This is a genomic window from Stenotrophomonas sp., from assembly GCF_032056425.1.
Lineage (GTDB): Bacteria > Pseudomonadota > Gammaproteobacteria > Xanthomonadales > Xanthomonadaceae > Stenotrophomonas.
The window spans coordinates 1-22,844 of the sequence record NZ_DAMBCN010000011.1 but is presented as its reverse complement, the minus strand read 5'-3'; the positions used below and the strand labels follow the sequence as shown (position 1 = coordinate 22,844).

The following is a 22,844-nucleotide window of genomic DNA, read 5'->3' as shown; positions in this document are numbered from 1 at the left end:
GTCGAGCTTGCTCGACGGGAGCCTGTTGTAGAGCCGAGCCATGCTCGGCTGAAGAGCAAGAGCAGTCGAGCAAGCTCGACGCTACAGGACCCCGTCGCTTACGCGCTCCAGCGCCTGCCGGTAGCGTCGGCTGCCAAACAGCCCGCGCTGCAGGGTAGCCCGCAGCGCCAGAACGTCATCGTCTTCCGGCTGCTGCGCGCACGCGCGCTCGACCCACAGCACCGCGCGATCAAACTCACTATCGCTCCGTGCGGCGTAGTACTGCGCCAGCATCCAGGCCGCCCGTGTCCAATCGTGGTCGGCCCAGAAAGCCAGCGTCGCCAGCAGACGCGGCAGGCGGCCTTCGGCAGGCACCTGCGTGCGCAGGTAATAGCCCACCCCGGCCACGCAACTGCGCACGCGGCGCTGCATGCGCTCACCCCACGGCGCCTCGGTGGCCGCCAGCTCCAGGCAGCGCAGCTCGCAGGCATTGGACAGGTGCACCAGGGCGCCAACGTCGATGCCGGCAATGCCGCCCTCCTCCAGGCCCCGGTCGTAGATCAGGCTGAGGTTGTAAAGCGCGCGGCCATTGTCCTGCTCGGCAGCACGGCTGTACCACTGGATGGCCAGCGCCGGATCGTAAGCCGGCACATGTTCAAAATAGTGGTAGCCCAGCGCCGCCTGCATTTCCGGGAAGCCCAGCTCCGCGCCCACCTGCGCCATATGCAGCAGCGCACCCTGCTGCTCGGCATCGTCAAAGGCGTAATACACATCATTGAATGGGCAATCCGCGCCCGGCGCCGGCACGGCCACCAGCACGCCCGCCTGGCGGTACGCCGCCTCGGCCTGCGCCACATCACGCGACACCCCGCACCATCCGGTATCCAGCAGCACCCCGTGCATCACCGCCGCCCACGCGGACGTGCGCCACTGACGGGCCACCACCGGCGCCAGCCAGTCGCCCATGCCCGTCGCGGCGGCCGTGTGCAGCATGCGCATCAACTGATGATCGTCGAATCCGCGGGGAACGCGGGGGTCGGCTGCCGCAGCGTAGTGCGCTGCCGCCACCTCAGTGCTATCCACCCGCGCGGCCAGTTCGGCCAGCTGCAGATGGATGCCGGTACGCTCCAGTGCCGACTGCGGCTGCGCCAGCAGCGCCATGCCGCGCGCAAAGGCCTGCTGCACGGCGCCGCGATCGTCGGTGTCGATGCTGTCCACGTCGATGGCATCCAGCCAGGCGATCATCCGCAGTTGGTTGCGCTGCGATGCGTCCAGCCCCTCAGCCAATGGACCGTCGGCCAACGCAAGGATCTCCTCATGGCTGCCGCCCCATCGGGGTGTGCGCAGGCGCGCGTAGGTATCCAACAGCGGCAGGCCATGCCCTGCGGCCTGGAGTCCCATCTGCAGCCAGGCCAGTGCCACCTCGCCCGATGCGTCCTCTTCATCGTCGATAAGCTCCCCGTCCGCATCACACTGCGGCGGCCGAGGGATGGCGGCGGCCCAAGCAGCAGGCATCTGCTGCGGCAACTCCGGCAGGCGGGGGGCGTCGGCCATCCACGCATCCAGCAGCGCCTGCATGTCGCGCCACGGGCCGGCGCCGTCGGCGGGGTGGAAGCCATCATGCATCCAGTCGCTCATCCACACCGGCACGCCCAGCGCCGCCACGCTGCGCATCAGCTGGTGCAGCAACGGCCAGCACAGCGGCCCGCGATCGGCCAGAGCAATGGCATGCACGAACAACGCGGTCTGCGCGGCCTGCACCGTGGACCACGCGCCCTCGCCCACCGCCGACGACCACCCCGAACCGCGCGCGTCCACCGCGATGCGGTCCCAGACCAGCGCCGCAAGCAGCAGCGGTTCGTCGGCCTGCGGCGATTGCCGTTGCCATGCTGTCAGCGCCTGCCAGAGCGCATTGATCGGCAGCAGTGGCGGCGGTGCAAGCGCGGCCAGTGCGCGCGCGCCATCTTCAGCGTCCTGCCTGGCAAGCAGATCGGGCAAGGCCGATTGGACGGCTGCGAAGCGGTGGCCGAGCAGGTTGTCCCAGAGTGCGGCCACGGCAGCGCGCCGCGGCGATTCAGCGGAAAGCGGAGAGTTCATTGGAATTCAAGCAGATCAACAACACGCGCGGAGTATAGCGCCGGGGCCGCGCGCGAAACGCTGCTGTAGAGTCGAGCCATGCTCGACTGCTTTCCCAGTCGAGCATGGCTCGACTCTACAATGGCGATAAGAGCAGTCGAGCAAGCTCGACGCTACACAGGCAGGGCGGCCTGCAGCGTGGACAGATCGGCACTGGCCACCGGCCGCACCACACGCGCCACTTCCTGGCCATCGCGCAACAGCACCACCGTCGGCCACAGCTTCACGCCGAAGGCGCGCCCCAATGGCCGCCCCTTCCCATCCTCGATTTTCCAGTGCGGCAGATCGTGCGCATCCACGAACGCCTGCAGCGCTGGCTGCGCGGCCTGGCAATGGCCGCACCACGGCGCGCCGAATTCAAGCAGCAGCCAGCCCGCCTGTGCCTGCACATCGGCAGGCGCAGGTTCGGCGGCCAGATGGCTGCGCATGAACGGCACGGCTCAGGCCGCGATGGCGCGCTGGATGTCTTCCAGCGGCGCGTTGGTGAAGTTCTTGGCGATGTCATCCAGCAACCGCGCCTGGGTTTCCTTGTGCAGCAGCGGACGAATGCGGCCCAGCGTGATCGGGTCGGCCACCAGGATCAGATGCGAGAAGCGGTTGTTCAGCGCATCGTCGTTCAACTGCTCGGCCACCTGCTTGGCGAAGGTCGCTTCATTCAACTGCGAGATCGACATGTCCTTGGGCACGGCACCGGACGGCCCCTGCCCGGACACGCCCTGTTCGCTGATATCGGCCAGGCGCAGCTCACCTTCCTGCTTCAGGGTGATCTGGTGTTCGGTGCCCACGTTGGTGAACACACGTGCGGAACCACCATCGGTCACCACCACCAGGGTGCCTTCGGGAATGCGTCGGGTCATGCGATGTTCCTTCTGGTTACGTTGCAGCTCCACCGTAGAAAAACGCATGTGATCGGCACGGCCACAGAGCGTTCAAGTGTTGTCAGCATGAACAGGCGCGATGGAACACAGCGTCTGCGTGGCCTGTATTGTCGGCACGCTCACGCTGTAACCGGTATCATGAACGGATGATCGACACGACCCACCGCGTCGCGGGCACGCCCGTTACGTGGAAAGCACTGCCGACCGGCGCCTCGCTTGCCGCAACCGCATCCGCCCCGAAATTCCACCGCCTGGCGCTGGATCCCGGCGGATGATCGCGCAGGCCTGATACACCTCTTCTTCGTGTTTCGCGCTTAGTCGAGCAAGCTCGACTCTACCCTTGCGCGCTTTCCTGGCCGTTTGGCCCCCGCCCCGATGCCCCTGCGCCAGTTGCGCCCGCATCGCCGTTTCCGTTTTTCGGGACACACCACACCGCCTATTCCGCACTGCATTTACCCAACAAGGAGTCCCCATGCAGGACAACTCCGATGCCCATGCTCATTTCGGCTGGTTCAAACGCCGCCGCCATCTGAACGTCGACGAGATCACCGTGGTCGACAAGCCCATGCTCAAGCGCGCCGTCGGCGCCGCTGCACTGGGCAACGCGATGGAATGGTTCGATTTCGGTGTCTACGGCTATCTTGCCGTCACCATCGGCCAGGTCTTCTTCCCCTCCAGCAACCCCACCGCGCAGGTCATCGCGGCCTTCGCCACGTTCACCGTGGCGTTCCTGGTGCGCCCACTGGGCGGCCTGGTGTTCGGGCCGCTGGGTGACCGCTACGGCCGGCAGAAGGTGCTGGCCTTCACCATGATCCTGATGGCGCTGGGCACCTTTGCCATCGGCCTGATTCCATCCTACGAGCGCATTGGCATCTGGGCGCCTGTGCTGTTGCTGCTGGCGCGCATCGTGCAGGGCTTCTCCACCGGCGGCGAGTACGGCGGCGCGGCCACCTTCATTGCCGAATATTCCACCGACCGCAACCGCGGCCTGATGGGCAGCTGGCTGGAGTTCGGCACGCTGGGCGGTTACATCGCCGGTGCCGGCACCGTCACCGCGCTGCACATGCTGCTGAGTAGCGAAGACATGCTGGACTGGGGCTGGCGCATTCCCTTCCTGATTGCCGGTCCGTTGGGCCTGCTGGGTCTGTACATGCGCATGAAGCTGGAGGAAACCCCGGCCTTCCGCGCCTTCGCCGAAGAAGCTGACAAGCGCGAACACGAGCGCCCGGGCCTGGGTGCGCTGTTCCAGGTGCATGGCCGCCAGCTGCTGGTGTGCATGGGCCTGGTGCTGGTCTTCAACGTGACCGACTACATGCTGCTGACCTACATGCCCAGCTACCTGAGCGTGACCATGGGCTATGCCGAGAGCAAGGGTCTGCTGCTGATCATCATCGTGATGCTGGTGATGATGCCGTTGAACGTGGTCGGTGGGTTGTTCAGTGACAAACTGGGCCGTCGTCCGATGATCATCGGCGCGTGCATCGCGCTGCTGGTGCTGGCGGTGCCGTGCCTGCTGCTGGTGGGCAGCGGCAACGACTGGCTGATCTTCCTGGGCCTGATGCTGCTGGGCCTGGCACTGGTCTGCTTCACCAGTTCCATGCCCTCCACCCTGCCAGCGCTGTTCTATACGCCGGTGCGCTACAGCGCGCTGTCGATCGCCTTCAACGTGTCAGTGTCGCTGTTTGGTGGCACCACGCCGCTGGTCACCGCCTGGCTGGTGGAACGCACCGGCGACCCGCTGGTGCCGGCGTACTACCTGATGGGCGCGGCGGTGATCGGCCTGGTCACCATGCTGTTCGTGAAGGAGACAGCTGGTCTGCCGCTGCGCGGCTCCCCGCCCGCCGTGGGCAGCGACCGCGAGGCGGCTGCGCTGCTGAAGAGCGATATCCCGGTCACGGTCGACCCGACCCTGCCACCGCTGCCGGAACCGGCCGAGCCGGAACAAGCGCGCCCGGCGTGACCCCCCTCTGGTAGGTGCCAACCTTGGTTGGCACTTTGGTGGGCGCCAACCAAGGTTGGCGACTACCAGGGCAGTCGAGGTAGAGTCGAGCTTGCTCGACTGCCCCGGCATGTTCAGTCGAGCAAGCTCGACTCTACAAACCGGTGCGCTTCAGTGTTCCCGGCGTCCATTGCAGGACCCACTGCTGATCGCCCTCGGGTGGGCAGATGTGCTTGAAATTGACCGCTTCACAGACACTGGCGCCCGACGTCACTGAGAACGCGACACGAATGCGACTGCCTTCGATGTTTATCGACTGCACGGCGCCCGGTATCTGCAGTCCTGAATCATCGGCATAGCCGGAGACACGCACCGCGGCTGCGTCCTCTGCATCGACCGTCGAAAGACGGTTGGGCGTTGCCCGACCACGCGGATCATCGGCAGAGAGTGCGGTCATCACGACCACTCTGTTGTTCTGCGCGAAGGCGCCACCGGTGTAGGTGGACGTGTAGAAGTACACGATCTCCGCCTGGCCATCGCCATCCAAGTCAGCCACCCCGGTCCAGGCCGGCCGGAAATCGCGCTCGATATCGTCACCCGGAATGCGCCGCAGTGATGCCTCCGCTGCGTGCAGGGCCTGTACCAGGCTGGGTGGACGGGTGGGTGCACGTTCCTCGGCCGTCACCAGCGGAGGGAGTGCGAACAAGAAACTCCCGACCACTATCGCTACACGTGCCATCTTCTGCATCTCGCCCCTCCCAAGCACCCTAGACCGGTTCCTGCCGAGAGTAGAGATCGCAGCATGGCCGCGCCAGGCCGCGCGCGACATCTCGGTCGGGGTGGGGTCAGAGCCCTCTCCGTTGGAGAGGGATCCGACCCCATTCCGTCAATCGGCGCGGGCCAGCTTCCCTGCGGTCCACACGTAGGTCCAGGTGTGCCGCCCATCGGGCGGGCACGCCGTGCGGCCCTTGCCGGCGCCACACAGCCGGGTGGGCCGTGCACTGCTGAACGCCACCACGATCCGCCCCGCGTCGAACGTCACGCTTTCCACTTCGCCGGGCACATGCACGCTCGAATCGTCCGCATACCCCGATGCACGGATCAGCGCATAGGTCTCATCGTCGTACACGCTCTTGCCCGGCGCCGGTGCCTGCGCGCGCGGGTCGTTGTCGGCCAGCGCGGTCATTACCACCAGCTCGTTCAACTGCTGCGCCGTGCCGCTCTGCGCCGCCGTGTACACATAGACGATCTCCGGGCGGCCATCGCCATCCAGATCGGCATTGCCGGCCCACAGCGGGCGGTAATCGTAGGTGCTGTCGGTGGCAGGGTGCAGCCGCAGCGAGGCCTCGGCGGTGCGCCGTGCCTTGTCATAGCTGATGCCCTCGGCCGGCGCGGCCGCCTCTCCTGCTGGCGCAGTCTGTGCCACCGCCGTGGCCGCAAGCATCATCAACATCACGGCGCACGCGGCCTGCAACGGCCCCTGCCTGCGTTCTTTCATTGCAGCTCCCTTGGCAATGCCATCCATGCGCCGATGATCGCACACGATCCACCCCGCATTTGACCCAGATCACGGCCCGCACGCGCCGTTGCTGCCACCCTGAAGTCCCCGCACCGCAGCACGGCCCTATGTCTTCTCTGCCTCCCGCCGCCCCCGTGGCGGTTGCGACCCCCGGTTCCAGCTTCGCCCTGCAGGTCATCAGCCTGGATGGCGTGCACTGGGACGGCGATGTGCGCGAGGCCAGCGTGCCCGGCGCTGCCGGCCGCCTCGGCTTCCTGCCTGGCCACACCCCATTGATGGCACCGCTGGCCGCCGGGCTGGTGCGGCTGTTTCCGGCCGACACGAAAGACATGGTGGAGATCCACGTCAGCGGCGGCTACGTGGAAGTGCAGCCGGACCGGGTGATCGTGCTGGCCGACCTGGCCGCGCGCAGCGATTCGCTGGACGACGCGCTGGCCGAAGAGGCGCGCGCCGCCGCGCACTCGCCGATGGCCGCCGCGTTCACCGACGTGGACTACGCGCAGCTGCATGCCGAGCTGGCCGCGCAGCTGGCCCAGGCCGCGCGCCTGTCACGCCCGCGCTGATCGCCCGTGCCATCATGGCGCGGCAGGTGCCGTGCCCTCTCCTCATCCGGTAAGGAAGCAACGATGCTCGAGCGCATCAAGGCCGCACTGCAGTACTTCAACCAGGCCGTCCCGTTCCGCCTGGTGCCCGCCCTCATCACCACGGCGGTGCTGGCCACCCTGTTGCTGCTGCCCTGCCCGCAAGGCCTGACCGCCGATGGTTGGCGGCTGGTGGCCATCTTCCTGACCACCATCGTGGCGATCATCCTGAAGGTGATGCCAATCGGGGTGATGGCGATGATGGCTATCGTCATCGTTTCGCTTTCGCAGGTCACCTCCAACAGCTCCAAGGGCGCCATCACCGATGCGCTGAGCAGCTTCGCCAGCCCGCTGATCTGGTTGATCGTGGTGGCCATCCTCATCTCCCGCGGCCTGAAGAAGACCGGGCTGGGCAACCGCATCGGCCTGATGTTCATTGCGCTGCTGGGCAAGCGCACGGTGGGCATCGGCTACGGGCTGGCGGTGTGCGAACTGCTGCTGGCACCGTTCACGCCCAGCAATACCGCGCGCGGCGGCGGCATCGTGCATCCGGTCATGCGCTCGATCGCCACCGCCTTCGATTCCGATCCGGCCAAGGGCACCCAGGGCAAGGTCGGCACCTACCTGGCACTGGTGAACTACCACGCCAACCCGATCACCTCGGCCATGTTCCTGACCGCCACCGCGCCCAACCCATTGGTGGTGGATTTCGTGGCCAAGGCCAGCGGCCAGCAGCTGCAGCTGAGCTGGACCACCTGGGCGCTGTGCATGCTGCTGCCCGGCCTGCTGTGCCTGCTGCTGATGCCGCTGGTGGTGTATCTGCTCAGCCCGCCGCAGTTGAAGCACACCCCCGACGCGGTCACCTTTGCGCGCAGCGAACTGGCCGCGATGGGCCCGCTGGCCGCCAAAGAGAAGGTGATGCTGGGCACCTTCGGCCTGCTGTTGCTGCTGTGGGCGAACGTGCCGGCGATGATCTTCGGCCCCGCCTGGACGCTGGACCCCACCGTGGTCGCCTTCGTCGGCCTGTTCGTGCTCATCATCACCGGCACCATCAACTGGGACGATGTGCTTTCCGAAAAGAGCGCCTGGGACACCCTGATCTGGTTCGGCGCGCTGGTGATGCTGGCCGAGCAGTTGAACAAGCTGGGCGTGATCGACTGGTTCTCGCAGGGCATGAAGGGCGCCATCGCCAGCAGCGGCATGGGCTGGCAGGCCATCGCCGCGGTGCTGGTGCTGGCATTCGTGTTCTCGCACTACCTGTTTGCCAGCACCACCGCCCATATCAGCGCGATGCTGCTGGCCTTCCTGGGCGTGGGCGTGCAGCTGATTCCCGCCGAGTACATGGTGCCGTTCCTGCTGATGATGACGGCCGGCTCGGCCATCATGATGACCCTGACCCACTACGCCACCGGCACCTCGCCCATCATCTTCGGCAGCGGCTACGTCACCCTGGGCACCTGGTGGCGGGTGGGCTTTGTGATGTGCGTGCTGGAACTGCTGGTGTTCGCCCTGGTCGGCAGCGCGTGGTGGAAGCTGCTGGGCCTGTGGTGATGCCGCGTTAGAGCGGCAGTTCGGTGGTCTGCTTCACCCGCTGCATGGGTATATCGGTCTTGGTGTTCTGCACCCCGGCGATGCGGTTCAAGTGCTGGATCTGGAACTGCCGGTAGGCATCCAGGTCGGCCACCGCCACCCGCAGCAGGAAATCGCAGTCGCCAGCCATCAGGTGGCACTCCAGCACTTCGGGAAAGGTTTTGACGCTGTTGATGAAGTGGTTGGTGGTGTCCTCGTCCTGCCCACGCAGCCACACCCGCACGAACACGGTGAACCCACGCCCCACCTTGGCCGGATTCAGCAGCGCCACGTAGCGGTCGATGTAGCCGCCCTCTTCCAGCAACCGCACCCGCCGCAGGCAGGCCGAGGGGGACAGGCCGACCTGGCGGGCCAGTTCCAGGTTCTGCAGGCGACCGTCATGCTGCAGCGCCTGCAGGATGCGCTTGTCCAGGTTATCCAGGGCTTGCAGCATTGGATTTCACCGTTTCCGCCATTGATCGATTCTGGTGCGGATTGTTGGCGATCGGGCCGCATCAACGCAACCCGATTTCCCAGCAGGCTCGCTAGCATGGGCCACCCCCACGCAAGTACGCTCCATGGACGCCCGCACCACCCTGCCCCTGCCCGACCCCGCCTGCCAGACCAGCACCCGCAGCGAATTCCTGCGCGGGTTGCGCGCCGCCGTTCCGGTCATGATCGGCTTCCTGCCCTTCGCCCTGGTGCTGGGCGCACAGGCCGCACAGAAGGGCCTGAGCGCGTTGGAAGTGCCCTTGATGACCGGCCTGAACTTTGCCGGCGGCTCCGAATTCGCCGCCGTGGAGCTCTGGAGCTCGCCGCCGCATATCGCGCTGATCGTGGCCATCACTGCATTGGTCAACAGCCGCCACCTGCTGATGGGCGCCAGCCTGGCCCCCCTGCTGCAGCACCTGCCGCGCCGCCGCGTGCTGCCGGCGCTGTTCTTCATGTGCGATGAAAGCTGGGCACTGGGCGTGGCCGACGCGCGCCGGCGCGCCCTGGGGTTCAGTCTGGCCTACTACCTGGGGGTTTCAGCCGGGCTGTATACGGTGTGGGTGCTGTGCACCTGCATTGGCGCACTGGTTGGGCCGCTGCTGGGCGACATCCATGCCTACGGCTTCGACATGGCGTTCCCCGCGGTGTTCCTGGTACTGCTGCGTGGCATGTGGCAGGGCCTGCGCGCGGCGCGCCCGTGGCTGGTCAGCCTGGTGGTGGCCGCGGCCACCTACCTGCTGGTGCCGGGGGCCTGGTACGTGGCCAGCGGCGCGCTGGCCGGCCTGGCCGCCGCATGGTGGCTGGCAGGAGACGAAGCATGATCTTCGACGGCCTGCTGCACTGGACCTCGCTGCTGACCATCGTGCTGATGGCTGCGGTGACCTACCTGACCCGCATCATCGGGTTCCTGGCACTGCGCAACCGCACCCTGAGCAAGCGCGCGGTTACCGTGATGGAAGCGGCGCCGGGCTGCGTGCTGATCTCGGTGATCGCGCCGGATTTCGTGGCCGACAACCCGGCCGACCTGGCCGCGCTGGCGATCACCCTGCTGGCGGCAACACGCTGGTCGATGCTGCCCACGGTGCTGATCGGCGTGGTTTCGGCGGGCGTGCTGCGCTACGTGCTCGGGTGAACCATCCGCCGGGCATGGCCCGGCGCTACCTTTTACCCCGCCCCCTGCGTCACGCCATCACGCCGCGCTGCTCGATGCCAACAGGCACAGACTGCGCGCCGGCAGCGTCCATTGCCCTTCCTCATCCATGTCCAACGGCGCCTCATCGGTCTGCAGCACCACCCGGCGGAAGGACAGCACCGTGTCGGACGGGCGGAAGCGCTGCGGCTGGTCACCCGGGTTCAACAGCAGGGCCAGGCTGACGTGGCGACCCGGTTCGCGCAGGCCACTGTCCGGACTGCGGCCATCGAGCACGATCAGCAGGGCGCGCTGCTCCGCATCGTGCCAATCACTCTCGCCCATGGGCTCGCCGTCCGGGCGCCGCCACTCGATGTCCCGCATGCCCAGTGATTCATCGTAGTCACCGGTAAGGAAGCGGTTGCGCCGCAGCAGGCCATAGCGCCGGCGCAGTGCAAGCGCACGCCGCACGAACGCCGCCTGCGCCTGCGGGCCGGGCTGCGCTGCGCGTTCCCAATCGATCCAGCTCAGTGGATTGTCCTGGCAGTAGGCATTGTTGTTGCCGCGCTGCGAATGACCGAACTCATCGCCGGCCAACAGCATCGGCGTGCCCTGCGCCAGCAGCAGCGTGCCCAGCAGGTTGCGCATCTGCCGTGCACGCAGGGCGAGGATGCCTTCGTCATCGGTATCGCCTTCAACCCCGTGGTTCCATGACAGGTTGTGCGAATGGCCGTCACGGTTGTCCTCGCCATTGGCCTCGTTGTGGCGCTCGTTGTAGCTCACCAGGTCATGCAGCGTGTAGCCGTCGTGGGCGGTGACCAGGTTGATGCTGGCCGACGGTCGGCGGCCATGATGGTCAAACAGGTCGGCCGAACCGGTGAAGCGCGCCGCGAACTCCGGCAGCTGCCCGGCATCACCGCGCCACAGCGCTCGGGTGGTGTCACGGAAACGGTCGTTCCATTCGGCCCAGCCGGGCGGAAACTGCCCGAGCTGGTAGCCACCCGGACCGATGTCCCACGGCTCGGCAATCAATTTCACCTGGCTCAGTACCGGGTCTTGGCGCACGGCATCGAGAAAGCTGCCCGACGGATCAAACCCGTGCCGTTCACGGCCAAGAATGGTGGCCAGGTCGAAACGGAACCCATCCACGCGCATCTCGGTCACCCAGTAGCGCAGCGAATCCAAGACCATGCGCAAGGCACCGGCGTTGGTCAGGTCGAACGTGTTGCCGGTGCCGGTATCGTTGATGTAGTAGCGACGATCCTCGGCAAGGCGATAGTAACTGGCGTTGTCGATACCCTTGAATGACAGGGTCGGTCCCAGTTCGTTGCCCTCGGCGGTGTGGTTGTAGACCACGTCCAGAATCACTTCGATGCCCGCACTGTGCAGGCGCGCCACCATCTGCTTGAATTCGGCCACCGTCTCCAGCGACAGGTAACGCGGCTGCGGTGCGAAGAATCCGATGGTGTTGTAGCCCCAGTAGTTGCGCAGCCCGCGTTCCAGCAGTTGCTGGTCGTCCACGTAGGCATGCACGGGCAGCAGCTCGATCGCGGTCACCCCCAGATGGACCAGATGGTCCACCACCGCGTCGTGGCGCAACGCTGAGAACGTGCCGCGCTCGGCAGGCGGCACGCCGGGGTGCTGCATGGTCAGCCCACGCACGTGCGCCTCATAGATCACCGACCTGTCCCAGGCCGTTGCCGGCGCACGCTCGCCGCCCCAGCTGAAGGCCGGGTCGATGACCGCACAACGCGGCATGTACGGCGCGCTGTCCCGACGGTCGAAACTCAGGTCTGCATCGCGATGGCCCACTGTGTAGCCGAACAGGTGCGGCGCCCACTTGATCTCACCTACGATCTGCTTGGCATACGGGTCCAGCAGCAGCTTGTTGGGGTTGAAGCGGTGCCCGTCCCGCGGCGCATAAGGCCCGTGCACGCGGTAGCCATAGCGCTGGCCCGGCCGCACGTCCGGCAGGTAGCCGTGCCACACCTCGTTGGTGTATTCGGGCAGCGCGATGCGTTCGACTTCCCGGTTGCGCGCATCAAACAGACACAGTTCCACCTTGGTGGCATGCCGCGAGTACAGCGAAAAGTTCACTCCCAGGCCGTCCCAGGTCGCGCCCAGCGGGAAGGGGCGGCCTTCGCGCACGCGCGAGGTCTGGGTCCATTTACGCGTTGCCATCGTGTTCGTCCTCAGCCGCATGCAGGGCCGCTATTTCTGCTTCAACAAGGCGTTCGGCTAGGTGCCAATGCCGCTGCTGCTGGTCATCCGGGCGTCCTTCGGCCTCCCAGATCTGGTGCGCCAACAATTCGATGCGGCGTCGCCGCTCACTGCTGTCCATCTGCCCCACTCTCCTGGCTGATCCACACCGCCACCGGGCTGCCCGCAAACAGCAGCGCGTCGGTGGCGGAACCGTTGAACATCTGCGTGCGACCATCCAGCACGTTGCGCATGCGTCGCTGCGGGACGCCTGGCACCAACTGCTGCGCAGCGTCCTGCCAGGCAATGCCCGGGCCGGCAGGCTGTTCCATCCCCGCCCGCCTGACCGCCACCAGCAACTGCTGCCCCCTGTACTCACGCACGAAGATCAGGCGTGTGCACTCCGGTTCGGACAGCCTGCGCAGCGTGCCCTGCAGGAACAGCGGGGCATTGTCGCTGCGCAATCGCAGCAGCGCGGCCAGCAGCCGCAGCTTGGGCAATCCGCTGTGCCAGTCCTGCAGCAACGCTGCCCACGATCGATCATCAGCCAGTGCATGTGCGCGCTGCGCGAAATCGACCGCGCGCCGATTGTCCGGGTCGACCAGGCTCAGATCCCAGAACTCGGTGCCCTGGTAGATGTCCGGGACACCTGGCAGACACAGCTGCAGGCACAGCTGTGCCAGCCCGTTGCTTGCGCCGGCAGGCGCGATGCGTTCAACAAATGCGGCCAGCGCGGTGCGGACATCCTGCAGGCGGCTGCCGGCAAGCAATGACTGCAGCCACGCACAGGCCGCATCCTCCACGGAAAGATCGGGGTCGAGCCAACTGCTGATCCGCTTGCCCTCGCGCAGGGCCTTGCGCAGCCACTGCTGCATCCGCCCTGCAAAATCCGCCTCTGGCCTGCCCTTCATCGGCCACGCTGCGACCAGCGCCTGCCAGAGCGCATAGGCTTCGGCAGCGGGCAATGGCATGGCCATGCCCGCCGCATCACAGCGCCGCTCCCAGTCCGCCAGCGCTGCCTGCCACGCCGCCACATCGCTGCTCAGCAGCGCCAGGCGCGCCCGGGCATCCGGTCCACGCTTGTGGTCATGCGTGGCCAACGCCAGCATCGCCAGCGGGTGCTGCCGCGCACGCGCCTGTGCCAGCGCAAGCAGCTCACTGCCATCAAGGCCGATCCGTTGCGCGTCGCTGCCCACTTCATTGCGCGACAGCAGGCGGTAATAGCGATAGAAGGCGGTATCCTCCACCGCCTTGGCGTTCAGTGGTGCCGAGAGCTGGCCAAAGCGCACGCGCAGCGCGTCCGCATCCGGAGCCTGCAAGGCATCCACCAGCAGATGCAACGCTGTGCGTGCGGCTTCATCCAGCCCTTCGGCAGCCGCTTCACTGGCGCGCTGCAAGGCATCGCGCTCGACTTCGGTCTGCAGATGATACGGCCGATAAACCGGGTAGCAGCGCAGCAGCGCGCACACCGCCCTGCGCAGCGTTGCGTCGGTCACATCGGCCTGCCGTGCCGCTGCGCCCAGCACCTGCCGCACGCAGACCCGCAGTCGCTGCAGATCCGCATGCAGGGAGCCGTCCAACAGCGCGTCGCGGGCCGCCCGTTGCACCTCATCAACCGTACGGTTGTCGCCGGCACGGGCCTGCCACTCTGCCGTCAGCCCGTCGGCCCCTGCATCGTCATGCAGCCATGCGCCCACCTGGTCCATGAAGTCGTAGCCGGTGGTGCCATCGCAGCACCACCGGTCCGGCAAGGATTCGCCCTCGTCCAGGATCTTCTCCACATGCAGGGTGATCTCATGGCCCGCGCGGCCGCCCTCTGCCGCCGCCGCGTCAAGGCAGGCGCGCAACCGCGCCAGATAGCCGCCAGGGTCGGACAGCCCATCAACGTGGTCGATGCGCAGCCCATCCACCCGGCCCTCGCGAACCAGCCGCAGCGGCAGCGCGTGCACCGCCTCGAACACGTCCTCGCGCTCCACCCGCAGCGCAACCAGCGTCGTGATGTCGAAGAACCGGCGGTAGTTGACCTGGTCACCGGCGGTGCGCCACCACGCCAGATGGTAGTGCTGCCGCTCCAGCAGGGCATGCATGCGCTCGGCAGAACGATTGCAGCGTGCCACCCAGCCATCCCGCGCGCCGCGGTCCAGCGGATAGCTGCGCGGTGACAACGGCAGGCACAGGTCGTGGTGGCGCAGCACGGGAAGATCGCCGTCGTCGTCCACGCGCAGCATGCAGGAGCCGATGGCCGCGTCAAGCGGCCGATCCAGTACCGGCAGCCACAGCCGCTGCCCGCAGGCTGCGGCATCCCAGTCAATATCGAACCAATGCGCGTAAGGACTGCGCCGGCCATGCATCAGCACATCCGACCACCAGCCATTCTGTGGCGCGGCCGCCAGGTGGTTGGGCACCCAGTCCAGGATCAGGCCCAGACCATGTGCGCGGGCGCGGCCAGCAAGGTGCAGGAAGCCTGCTTCACCGCCGAGTTCCGGGCTGATGCGGGTGGGGTCGATGCCATCGTAGCCGTGGCTGGAACCGGGCATGGCCGCCGCAATCGGCGACAGATACAGGTGACTGACGCCCAGCGAAGAGAAATAGCCCACGTGGTCCGCGGCGGCAGCGAAGTCGAAGCCAGCGTGCAACTGCAGGCGGGCGGTGGCGCGCAGCGCGGTCATCGGCCGGCTCCGCCGCGACCGGCACTGATGCGCCCCAGCCGCGATTGCAGTACAGGCTCATCCCAGCGCAGCGGCAGTCGCCGCCGCCAGTTCGGGTGGACGCCGACGGTGCCGGGCAGGTTGACCTGGGTGCGCAGCCCCAGCGCATCCTCCAGCGGCAGCAGCGCCAGCCGTGACGGCGTGGCGGCCAGCCGCTCCAGTGCAGCGTCTTCCACCTCGCCACCGTGCGCGGCCTGCGCAAGCGCCAGCGCATCGGCGCGACGCTGTGCCATCGCAGCGGGTAGATCGTCCATCTCCCCCAGCCGCACCCGCCAGCGCAGATCGCGCCCGCGCAGCCATCCCGCCAGCGGCGGCAGGTCATGGGTTGAAGGCATCGCGACGGCGTCGCGCCGCCAGGCGGCAGGCGCCAGGAAGCCGCTCGCATCGCGCGTGAACGGCAGCACGTCCACGCCCAGCACACCACGGCTGGCCAGCTGCTGGCGGATGCCGGCAGGCACCACCCCCAGGTCTTCACCGATGACCACGCACTGATGCCGCCACGACTCCAGCACCAGCAGGTTCAACAGATCATCCAACGGAAACTGCAGGTAAACGCCGTCACTGGCCGAGCCGCCGCTGGGCAGCACCCACAGCCGGTGCAGGCCCAGGATATGGTCGATACGCACGCCGCCGCGGCCGGCCATCACCGATCGCAGCAGGTGGATGAAGGGGGCATAGCCCTGCCTGCGCAGCGCAAGCGGCGAGAACCCCGTAATTCCCCAGGCCTGGCCCTGCGTGTTGAAGGCATCCGGCGGCGCACCCAGCTCCAGACCCGAGAGCATGCACTGCGGCTGCGAACGTGCTTCGGCACCTTCGGGCGCGCAGCCGACGGCAAGATCGGCGATCAGCCCGATGCCGGCACCGCCGCTGCGCGCGCGCTGCTGCACCTGCGACCAGCAACGCTGCGCCAGCCATTGCGCGAACGCGTGATCGTCCGCATCGCCACTGCGCGGGTCGGCGGCCAAGGCGCAGTACGCCTGCAACGCTGGCCCGGCCTCGCACCGCCACTGGCCCATCGCGTTCCAGAGCTCCGGCTGCAGGCGCTGCAGTTGGGCCCTGGCCAAGCGCAACCAGCGCCACTTCAGATCGGCCGCGGCGGGCCAATCAATACGCCGCGCCGCGGTAGCGGCCTGCACGGCCTCGGTCAGGGCGGAATCGCTTGCCAGCGCGGCGCGGGCCGCATCGGGAACGCCCTGCACCAGCGAGGCCTGCAACGGGTCCAGCCAGCGGCGGTCGCTGGGTGAGTAAGGGCTGTAGCCGGCCGTCGGTGGCAAGCCGGCATGCAACGGGCTCAGTGCCAGTGCGTGCCCGCCGTGCGCGACCAGGCGCTGCAGCCACGGCCCGCACCCGGCACTGTCTCCGATCCCCGCGTCGGCGTGGCTGCGCAAACTGTATACCTGCGCCGCCAGGCCCCAGGCCCGTTCGAGCTGCGCGGGCCACCACGCTTTCTGCGGCGCCACCGCGATGGCGATGGACCTGCGCCCCTGTTCCCAGCGCCAGTAACCCGGCTGTTCCGGCGCGGTCCACGCACCGCGCCGATCCTGCCGCGCGTCTTGCGCCCTTCCCGCTTCATCCACCCAGCCCGCCGTACCGGATACTGCCGGCAGCGCCACGGGCTGGCTGCAGATGGCCGTACGCAGCGGGGAGTGCTGGGCGTCTGCATGCGGCTGCAACTGCGCCAGCACCACACGCAGCACCGCGGGCGACACCGTGCAGTGGCGCCCGGATACGTCTTCCCACTCGGGCATCAGTCCGGCCGCACGGGCGGCGCTCTGCAGCGCTGCGTCGGTGCTCATGCCGGCAACCAGCGCAGCTGCAGCCCACCCTTGGGCGCCAGCCGTGAACCGGCCGGAAGCTGCAGCGGTGAATCGCCCTCCGGAAGTGAATGGGCCACCGCTTCTGCGCCGGCATTGATGGCGACCCACCATTGCCCGGCAGGCAACTGCCAGCCGGCCTGCACGGCGCCCGCACCCAGTACCATCGCGCCCAGCGAACGCGCCTGTTCCAGGCCCGGCTGCAGGTAACGCCGGCGCGCCGCTAGCAGCTCCCGCAGCCATGCCAGTGCGGCCTGCGCCGTGGGGTCAGCGCCGGGCGAGGCAACACAGGACGCCTGCAGCGTTGCCGGATCGTTCGGGTCGGGAATGCGCGCGCGTGACGCGGCATCGGCAAAGGCACTGAACCCGGCGAACTCGCGCCGGCGTCCCTCGCGTACGACCTCGTCCAGCGGCGCTTCGAAATCGGTGAAGAACAGGAAGGGCGATGTTGTCTGCCACGGCTCGCCCATGAACAGCAACGGCACCATCGGCGTCAGCACGGTCAGCGCCGTGACCATGCGCAGCTGCGGCGTCGAAACCAGCGTACTCAGCCTATCACCTAACGCGCGGTTGCCGACCTGGTCATGGTTCTGCGCGAACACCACGAACCGTGACGGTGGCAGGTCTGCGCTGGCTTCGCCACGTGGTACGCCGTGCAGGTCGGGCTCGCCCTGCCAGGCAAAGCCTTCGGCCAGACAGCGTGCCAGCAGCGCCTCGGCCCGCCCGGCATAGGCGGCGTAATAGCCTTCGTTCTCGCCGGTCAGCAGCACGTGCAGCGCATTGTGGAAGTCGTCATTCCACTGTGCCTGATAGGCGCCGCGCAGCCAGTGGGCCTGGTTTCGTTCGTTCTCAAGCACCAGGCAGGCATGCGGCACCTGGGCGCGCACCGCATCACTGAGCTGCTGCAGGAAGCTGTCATCGGCGATGGCATGCACGGCATCCAGGCGCAAGCCGTCGAAACGGTACTCCTGCAGCCACATCAGCGCGTTGTCGATGAAGAAGCGCTGGACCTGCGGCTGCGAAAAATCGATGGCCTCGCCCCAGGGCGTGCTGTGCCCGCTGCGGAAGAATGCCTTTGCATACCGGGCCAGATGGTTCCCCTGCGGCCCAAAATGGTTGTAGACCACATCCAGCAGCACGGCCATGCCGGCCGCATGTGCGGCATCAACAAAGCCTTTCAACGCGTCGGGGCCGCCATAGGCCTGCGCCGGGGCATACGGAAACACACCGTCATAGCCCCAGTTGCGGTTGCCCGGAAACTGCGCCACCGGCATCAGCTCGATCGCGGTGATACCGGTCTCGGCAAGCATCGGCAGTTGTGCGATCAGCGCTTCGAAGCCACCCGCTGCGCCCACATGCACTTCGTAGATCACCATGTCCGACCACGCAACCGGGTTGCGTTGCCCGGTCAGCCATGCGTGGTGGCCAGGCATGACCACGGCGCTGGGGCCATCGATGCCGTCCGGCTGCCAGCGCGAGGCGGGATCTGGCACTTCACTGCCATCGGGCAGACGGAACCGGTAGCGGTCGCCATGCCCGGCAGCGGCATGAACCCAATGGGTACCGTCAGGCTCCCGGAGCATCGGTATCGCCGCGCCCGCCAGCACCAGTTCCACCTGCGCGGCATCCGGCGCCCACAGCCGGAACGCCACCGCACCGTCGTCCACCGGCCACGCGCCCAGGCGCGCGTCTGCGGTCATTGCGCTACCTGCAGGTACAGGGTGGACAGCGGCGGCAGCGTCAGTCGCAATGACTGGGCATGGCCGTGCATGGGCCGGGTATCGGTGCCGACCGCACCCAGGTTGCCTGCGTTGCCGCCCGCGTAATGGTGGCTGTCGGTGTTCAGGCACTCTGACCAGCGGCCCGGCGTGGGCACGCCCACGCGATAGCCGTCGCGCCGCACAGGGGTGAAATTGCTGACCACCAGCACCGCAGGCGCCCTGCCTGTGGGGTCCTGCCTCACGAAGGCGAAGACGCTGTTGCCGTTGTCGTCGCCCACGCTCCAGGCAAACCCGCGCTCGTCATGCTCGTGCTGATGCAGGACAGATTGCTGCCGCAACTGCGCGTTCAGATCGGCCACCAGGCGCATCAGTCCGCCCCCTTCGGGCGTACCGGCCTGCTGCCATTCCAGCCCGCGCTCGTGGGCCCACTCCTCCGCCTGGCCGAATTCGCCGCCCATGAAGAGCAGCTTGCTGCCAGGGTGCGCCCACATGAGGGCGTAATAGGCGCGCAGCTGGGCAAACTGCTGGCCGCGATCGCCCGGCATCTTGCGCAGCAGCGAGCCCTTGCCGTGCACCACTTCGTCGTGCGACAGCGGCAACACGAAACGTTCGGAGAACGCGTAGACCAGGCCGAAGCTGATCTCGCTGTGGTGATGCGGTCGATGCACCGGATCGCGCCGCAGGTACTGCAGCGTGTCGTGCATCCAGCCCATGTTCCATTTATGGGTGAAGCCCAGGCCGCCGTCGGCCACCGCACGGGTCACACCCGGCCAGGCCGTGCTTTCCTCGGCAATGACCAGCACGTCCGGGAAGCGCTCACGCAGGGTCTGGTTCATGCGCTGCAGGAACGCAACCGCCTCCAGATTCTCACGCCCCCCCTGCACATTGGGCACCCACTCCCCGTCGGCGCGGCTGTAGTCGCGGTACAGCATCGAAGCCACGGCATCCACGCGCAGCCCATCGATGTGGAAGCGCTCGATCCACTCCACCGCGCTGCCCAGCAGGTAGCCCACCACTTCGTTGCGGCCGTAGTTGTAGATCAGCGTGTCCCAGTCGGCGTGTTTGCCCTCGCGCGGATCGGCATGCTCGTACAGGGCGGTGCCATCGAAGCGTGCCAGGCCGTGGCCATCCTCGGGAAAGTGCGCGCCCACCCAGTCCACGATCACACCCAGCCCAGCCTGGTGGCAGCGGTCCACAAAGCGGGCGAAGTCCTCCGGGGTACCGTAGCGGGCCGTTGGCGCATAGATACCCAGCGGCTGGTAGCCCCACGATCCACCGAATGGGTGCTCGCTGACCGGCAGCAGTTCGATATGGGTGAATCCCAGGCCGGTCACGTGGGGGATCAGCCGCTCTGCCAGTCCATCCCAGTCCAGCGCGCTGCCGTCATCCAGCCGTTGCCACGAGCCGGCGTGCACCTCGTAGATGGACAGCGGCGCTGCAGCGCCCAGCCGACGGCGGCGGTCCAGCCAGGGCTGATCGTTCCAGTGCAGCGGTGCGGCGGCAGGTACGCGCGATGCGGTCGCCGGTGCGCGCTCGGCCCACCGCGCCATCGGATCCAGTTTGTCCGGCAGCAGCTGGCCCTGCGCACCGATGATGCGGAACTTGTAGCAGTCCCCCGGCTTCACCGCAGGCACGAACAGTTCCCACACCCCGGCGCGATGGCGCAGGCGCATGGGGTGGCGGCGTCCATCCCATCCGTTGAAATCACCGATGACCGCCACGCGCCGCGCATTCGGTGCCCACACCGCAAAGCGCACACCGGCAACACCGTGCAGTGTCATCGCCGTCGCGCCGAGCGCGCGCATGGCATCGGCATCGCCCTGGTGGATGCGTTGCAGCAGCGCCTCGTCCAGCAACGGACCAAACGCGTAGGCATCATGCACCTGCTCGATACCGTGGGCGAAATGCAGCGCCAGCAGCGGAATCTCCTCGTCGCCGGCCGGCCCTGCAAACAGTCCGGGCAGTCCGGTACTGCGCAGGTCCCAGCGTCGGCCGCCCGCTGACACCACCTCAACCCGACGCGCGTCCGGCACCAGTACGCGGATCAGCCGATTGCCATCGGCATCGACATGCGGCCCCAGCCATGCAAACGCGTCCGCAGGCCGGGCCTGGGCCAGATCCTGCAGTTCCGCCGCCACTGCCACGGCAACATCCGCCTGCGGGCCCAGCCCGCATTCCACACCCACCGTGCCGCGCCCGCCGTCGGTCATGCGGCTACCCCGCAGGTCTGCTGGTACAGCGCCAGGTACGCGCGGCCGGCGGTTTCCCACCCGCCCGGACGCAGCATCGCGGCACGCCGCATGGCCTGCATCAGCACCGGCAGCCGGAAGGTACGCATGGCCCGTTCCACGCAGCGGCGAAGCCCATCGGCGCTGGCGCCATGGAACAGAAAGCCGGTCACGCCGTCCTCCACCGTGTCGACCAGGCCGCCCGTGGCGTGCGCCACCGGCAGGCAGCCAAAGCGCTGTGCATACATCTGGCTGAGCCCGCACGGTTCGAAACGCGATGGCATCAGCAGGAAATCCGCGCCGGCGAACATCTGCCGCGCCAGGCCTTCTTCGAAACCGATGAAGGCGCCCACCCGACCCGGGTAGCGCTGCGCCAGTGCCTGCACCTGCGCCTCGACCTGCGGCTCGCCACCGCCGATCACCACCAGCTGGCCACCGGCGGCCACGATCTGCGGGGCCACATCACAGGTGATGTCCAGGCCCTTCTGGTGGACCAGGCGCGATACCACGGCAAACAACGGACCCTGCGATGGCTGCAGACCGAAGGCCTGGCGCACGGCCTGCGCGTTGGCATCGCGCCCCGCACACTGGCCCACGCTGAAACGCGCTTTCAGATGGATATCGCGACGCGGGTCCCAACTGGCATCGATGCCGTTGACGATACCGCTGAGGTGACCGCCGGCCGCGCGTCGTGCCAGCAGTTCATGCAGGCCGCACCCATCCTCGGCCGCAGTGATCTGCTGCGCGTAGCGAAGGCTGACCGTGTTCAGCCGTGTTGCATTGGCAATGCCACCCTGCAGGAAGGACATCTGGCCGTGGAAGTGCAGTTCATCCAGCCGTTCGGCCGGCACGCCCAGGGCGGGCGCCAGCGCGAAGGGAAACAGCCCCTGGTAGGCCAGGTTGTGGATGGTCAGCAGGGTCGGTACGGCGGTGCGATCCCAGCGTACGTAGGCAGCGGCCAGCGCCACCGGCCAGTCATTCAGGTGCAGCAACTGCGGGGTCCAGTCCAGCCCCGCCCTGCCCGCGGCGAGCTCGGCGGCGGCATGCGAAAGCGTGGCAAAGCGCACCGCGTTGTCCGGCCACTCCCTGCCCTGCGCATCCACGTAGGGCGAGCCGTCGCGCTCATACAGGGCGGGCGAAAGCAGTACGTAGATCGGCAGCCCGTCAGCCTGCAGCGCCATGCCGAGGGTGCAGGCGGGAAGCCCGGCGCGGCCGCCAATGCGGCCAACCTCGCGCAGTTGCGGCAGGCGCTGCAGCACTTCGGGATAGCCCGGCAACAGCACCCGCGCATCACAGCCGGCGCGCACTGCGCGTGGCAGGGCCGCAGCGACATCACCCAGGCCACCGGCCTTGATGAAGTCGGCCATCTCGGTGGCCACGAACAGCACCCGCTGCACGAGCGCGGGCAGTTCAATGGGCTGCGAGGGACCGCGGCGCGTGCCGATGGGCACAGCGCCGGGTGCGGGCAGCGCAGTGTCTGCCACGGAGTCGAACGGGGAACCGGCGACGAGATCGAGGGCCATGGTGCTTCTCTGAATCAGTCAGGCAGACGCCAGCGGCGCCCTGCTGGGCGCGTGTGCTGGAAAGGAAGTCGTCGCGGAACGTGGGGGACGTGCGCGTAGGCTCTACGCGAATGTGCCCTGTTGCATATCAAACAGCTGTGAAGTGATGGCGATTTATTTGTGACAGGGCTGCATGAGCTCAGTACACATTCTTCGATGCGGTCCGCCCTGTGCCTGCGGCAACCATCTGGCCGACACGCGGGCCGGCCTTGCGGGGGGGGGGCAACGCCGGGGGCAACGCCGGCCCCCACTGCGAGGTCACGCGACAGGCTGCACCGGCCCGACCAGAACCTGCACCTGCAGCGTACTGCCATCGTCCAGGTACAGCACCTGCTGCACCGGCACCGAAGCCGCGTCCGCCAGCGGCTGCACGGTCGCGCGCGGCAGCAC

At 67.6% G+C, this 22,844-nt stretch carries 18 protein-coding genes; 5 read left to right on the top strand and 13 right to left on the bottom strand.

Features of this window, described 5'->3' with window-relative positions:
- Nucleotides 1-81: 81 nt before the first annotated feature.
- From RTY46_RS09220 to RTY46_RS09210, 3 genes are all read right to left on the bottom strand, one after another.
- Nucleotides 82-2,076, bottom strand: a complete 1,995-nt coding sequence (locus RTY46_RS09220; RefSeq protein WP_312707949.1) for a DUF4034 domain-containing protein — start codon at nucleotides 2,074-2,076, stop codon at nucleotides 82-84.
- Between the two features lie 152 nt (nucleotides 2,077-2,228).
- The gene (locus tag RTY46_RS09215) at nucleotides 2,229-2,552 is read right to left on the bottom strand and encodes a thioredoxin family protein (RefSeq protein ID WP_312707948.1); all 324 of its coding nucleotides are present in this window, start codon (nucleotides 2,550-2,552) and stop codon (nucleotides 2,229-2,231) included.
- 3 nt (nucleotides 2,553-2,555) lie between these two features.
- Complete coding sequence (locus tag RTY46_RS09210; RefSeq protein WP_108753241.1) at nucleotides 2,556-2,972, bottom strand: host attachment family protein; 417 nt, start codon at nucleotides 2,970-2,972, stop codon at nucleotides 2,556-2,558.
- A gap of 493 nt (nucleotides 2,973-3,465) precedes the next feature.
- Between RTY46_RS09210 and proP the strand changes: the two genes are divergently transcribed.
- On the top strand, nucleotides 3,466-4,953 hold the full coding sequence (proP, locus tag RTY46_RS09205) for a glycine betaine/L-proline transporter ProP (RefSeq protein WP_108762130.1): 1,488 nt from the start codon (nucleotides 3,466-3,468) through the stop codon (nucleotides 4,951-4,953).
- A 133-nt stretch (nucleotides 4,954-5,086) separates the two neighbouring features.
- Here the strand turns inward: proP and RTY46_RS09200 are convergent, their stop codons facing one another.
- Together RTY46_RS09200 and RTY46_RS09195 are read right to left on the bottom strand one after the other, a co-directional pair.
- A complete protein-coding gene (locus tag RTY46_RS09200; protein WP_312707947.1) occupies nucleotides 5,087-5,680 on the bottom strand; it encodes a hypothetical protein in 594 nt (197 codons plus the stop codon).
- 138 nt (nucleotides 5,681-5,818) lie between these two features.
- The gene (locus RTY46_RS09195) at nucleotides 5,819-6,430 is read right to left on the bottom strand and encodes a hypothetical protein (protein WP_312707945.1); all 612 of its coding nucleotides are present in this window, start codon (nucleotides 6,428-6,430) and stop codon (nucleotides 5,819-5,821) included.
- A gap of 128 nt (nucleotides 6,431-6,558) precedes the next feature.
- On the opposite strand from RTY46_RS09195, the gene atpC reads away from it, so the two are divergent.
- Together atpC and RTY46_RS09185 are read left to right on the top strand one after the other, a co-directional pair.
- Nucleotides 6,559-7,014, top strand: a complete 456-nt coding sequence (atpC, locus tag RTY46_RS09190; RefSeq protein ID WP_312707943.1) for an ATP synthase F1 subunit epsilon — start codon at nucleotides 6,559-6,561, stop codon at nucleotides 7,012-7,014.
- 63 nt (nucleotides 7,015-7,077) lie between these two features.
- Entirely contained in the window at nucleotides 7,078-8,583 is a 1,506-nt protein-coding gene (locus tag RTY46_RS09185) for a DASS family sodium-coupled anion symporter (RefSeq protein ID WP_312707941.1), read from the top strand.
- A 7-nt stretch (nucleotides 8,584-8,590) separates the two neighbouring features.
- Here RTY46_RS09185 and RTY46_RS09180 read toward each other — a convergent pair whose 3' ends face one another.
- A complete protein-coding gene (locus RTY46_RS09180) occupies nucleotides 8,591-9,055 on the bottom strand; it encodes an Lrp/AsnC family transcriptional regulator (RefSeq protein WP_312707940.1) in 465 nt (154 codons plus the stop codon).
- A 124-nt stretch (nucleotides 9,056-9,179) separates the two neighbouring features.
- Between RTY46_RS09180 and RTY46_RS09175 the strand changes: the two genes are divergently transcribed.
- Both RTY46_RS09175 and RTY46_RS09170 read left to right on the top strand, forming a co-directional pair.
- Nucleotides 9,180-9,914 carry an AzlC family ABC transporter permease gene (locus tag RTY46_RS09175; protein ID WP_312707939.1) on the top strand — a complete coding sequence of 245 codons (735 nt, stop codon included), beginning with the start codon at nucleotides 9,180-9,182 and terminating at the stop codon, nucleotides 9,912-9,914.
- A complete protein-coding gene (locus RTY46_RS09170; protein ID WP_312707938.1) occupies nucleotides 9,911-10,225 on the top strand; it encodes an AzlD family protein in 315 nt (104 codons plus the stop codon). The genes RTY46_RS09175 and RTY46_RS09170 overlap by 4 nt, the downstream gene beginning before the upstream one ends.
- A 57-nt stretch (nucleotides 10,226-10,282) precedes the next feature.
- Here RTY46_RS09170 and glgX read toward each other — a convergent pair whose 3' ends face one another.
- The 7 genes from glgX to glgA are packed head-to-tail and all read right to left on the bottom strand — an operon-like array spanning nucleotide 10,283 to nucleotide 22,415.
- On the bottom strand, nucleotides 10,283-12,403 hold the full coding sequence (gene glgX / locus RTY46_RS09165; RefSeq protein ID WP_312707937.1) for a glycogen debranching protein GlgX: 2,121 nt from the start codon (nucleotides 12,401-12,403) through the stop codon (nucleotides 10,283-10,285).
- Nucleotides 12,390-12,563: a DUF2934 domain-containing protein gene (locus tag RTY46_RS09160; protein WP_312707936.1), complete on the bottom strand. Its 174-nt coding sequence runs from the start codon at nucleotides 12,561-12,563 to the stop codon at nucleotides 12,390-12,392. Before RTY46_RS09160 ends, glgX begins: the two co-directional genes overlap by 14 nt.
- Nucleotides 12,550-15,090 (bottom strand): malto-oligosyltrehalose synthase, encoded by a 2,541-nt coding sequence (treY, locus tag RTY46_RS09155; RefSeq protein ID WP_312707935.1) that lies wholly within the window; start codon nucleotides 15,088-15,090, stop codon nucleotides 12,550-12,552. The genes RTY46_RS09160 and treY overlap by 14 nt, the downstream gene beginning before the upstream one ends.
- Nucleotides 15,087-16,925, bottom strand: a complete 1,839-nt coding sequence (locus RTY46_RS09150) for a 4-alpha-glucanotransferase (protein ID WP_312707933.1) — start codon at nucleotides 16,923-16,925, stop codon at nucleotides 15,087-15,089. Before RTY46_RS09150 ends, treY begins: the two co-directional genes overlap by 4 nt.
- Nucleotides 16,922-18,643: a malto-oligosyltrehalose trehalohydrolase gene (gene treZ / locus RTY46_RS09145; protein WP_312707932.1), complete on the bottom strand. Its 1,722-nt coding sequence runs from the start codon at nucleotides 18,641-18,643 to the stop codon at nucleotides 16,922-16,924. Before treZ ends, RTY46_RS09150 begins: the two co-directional genes overlap by 4 nt.
- On the bottom strand, nucleotides 18,640-20,874 hold the full coding sequence (glgB, locus tag RTY46_RS09140; RefSeq protein ID WP_312707931.1) for a 1,4-alpha-glucan branching protein GlgB: 2,235 nt from the start codon (nucleotides 20,872-20,874) through the stop codon (nucleotides 18,640-18,642). The genes treZ and glgB overlap by 4 nt, the downstream gene beginning before the upstream one ends.
- Entirely contained in the window at nucleotides 20,871-22,415 is a 1,545-nt protein-coding gene (glgA, locus tag RTY46_RS09135) for a glycogen synthase GlgA (protein ID WP_312707930.1), read from the bottom strand. Before glgA ends, glgB begins: the two co-directional genes overlap by 4 nt.
- Nucleotides 22,416-22,844 lie beyond the last annotated feature (429 nt).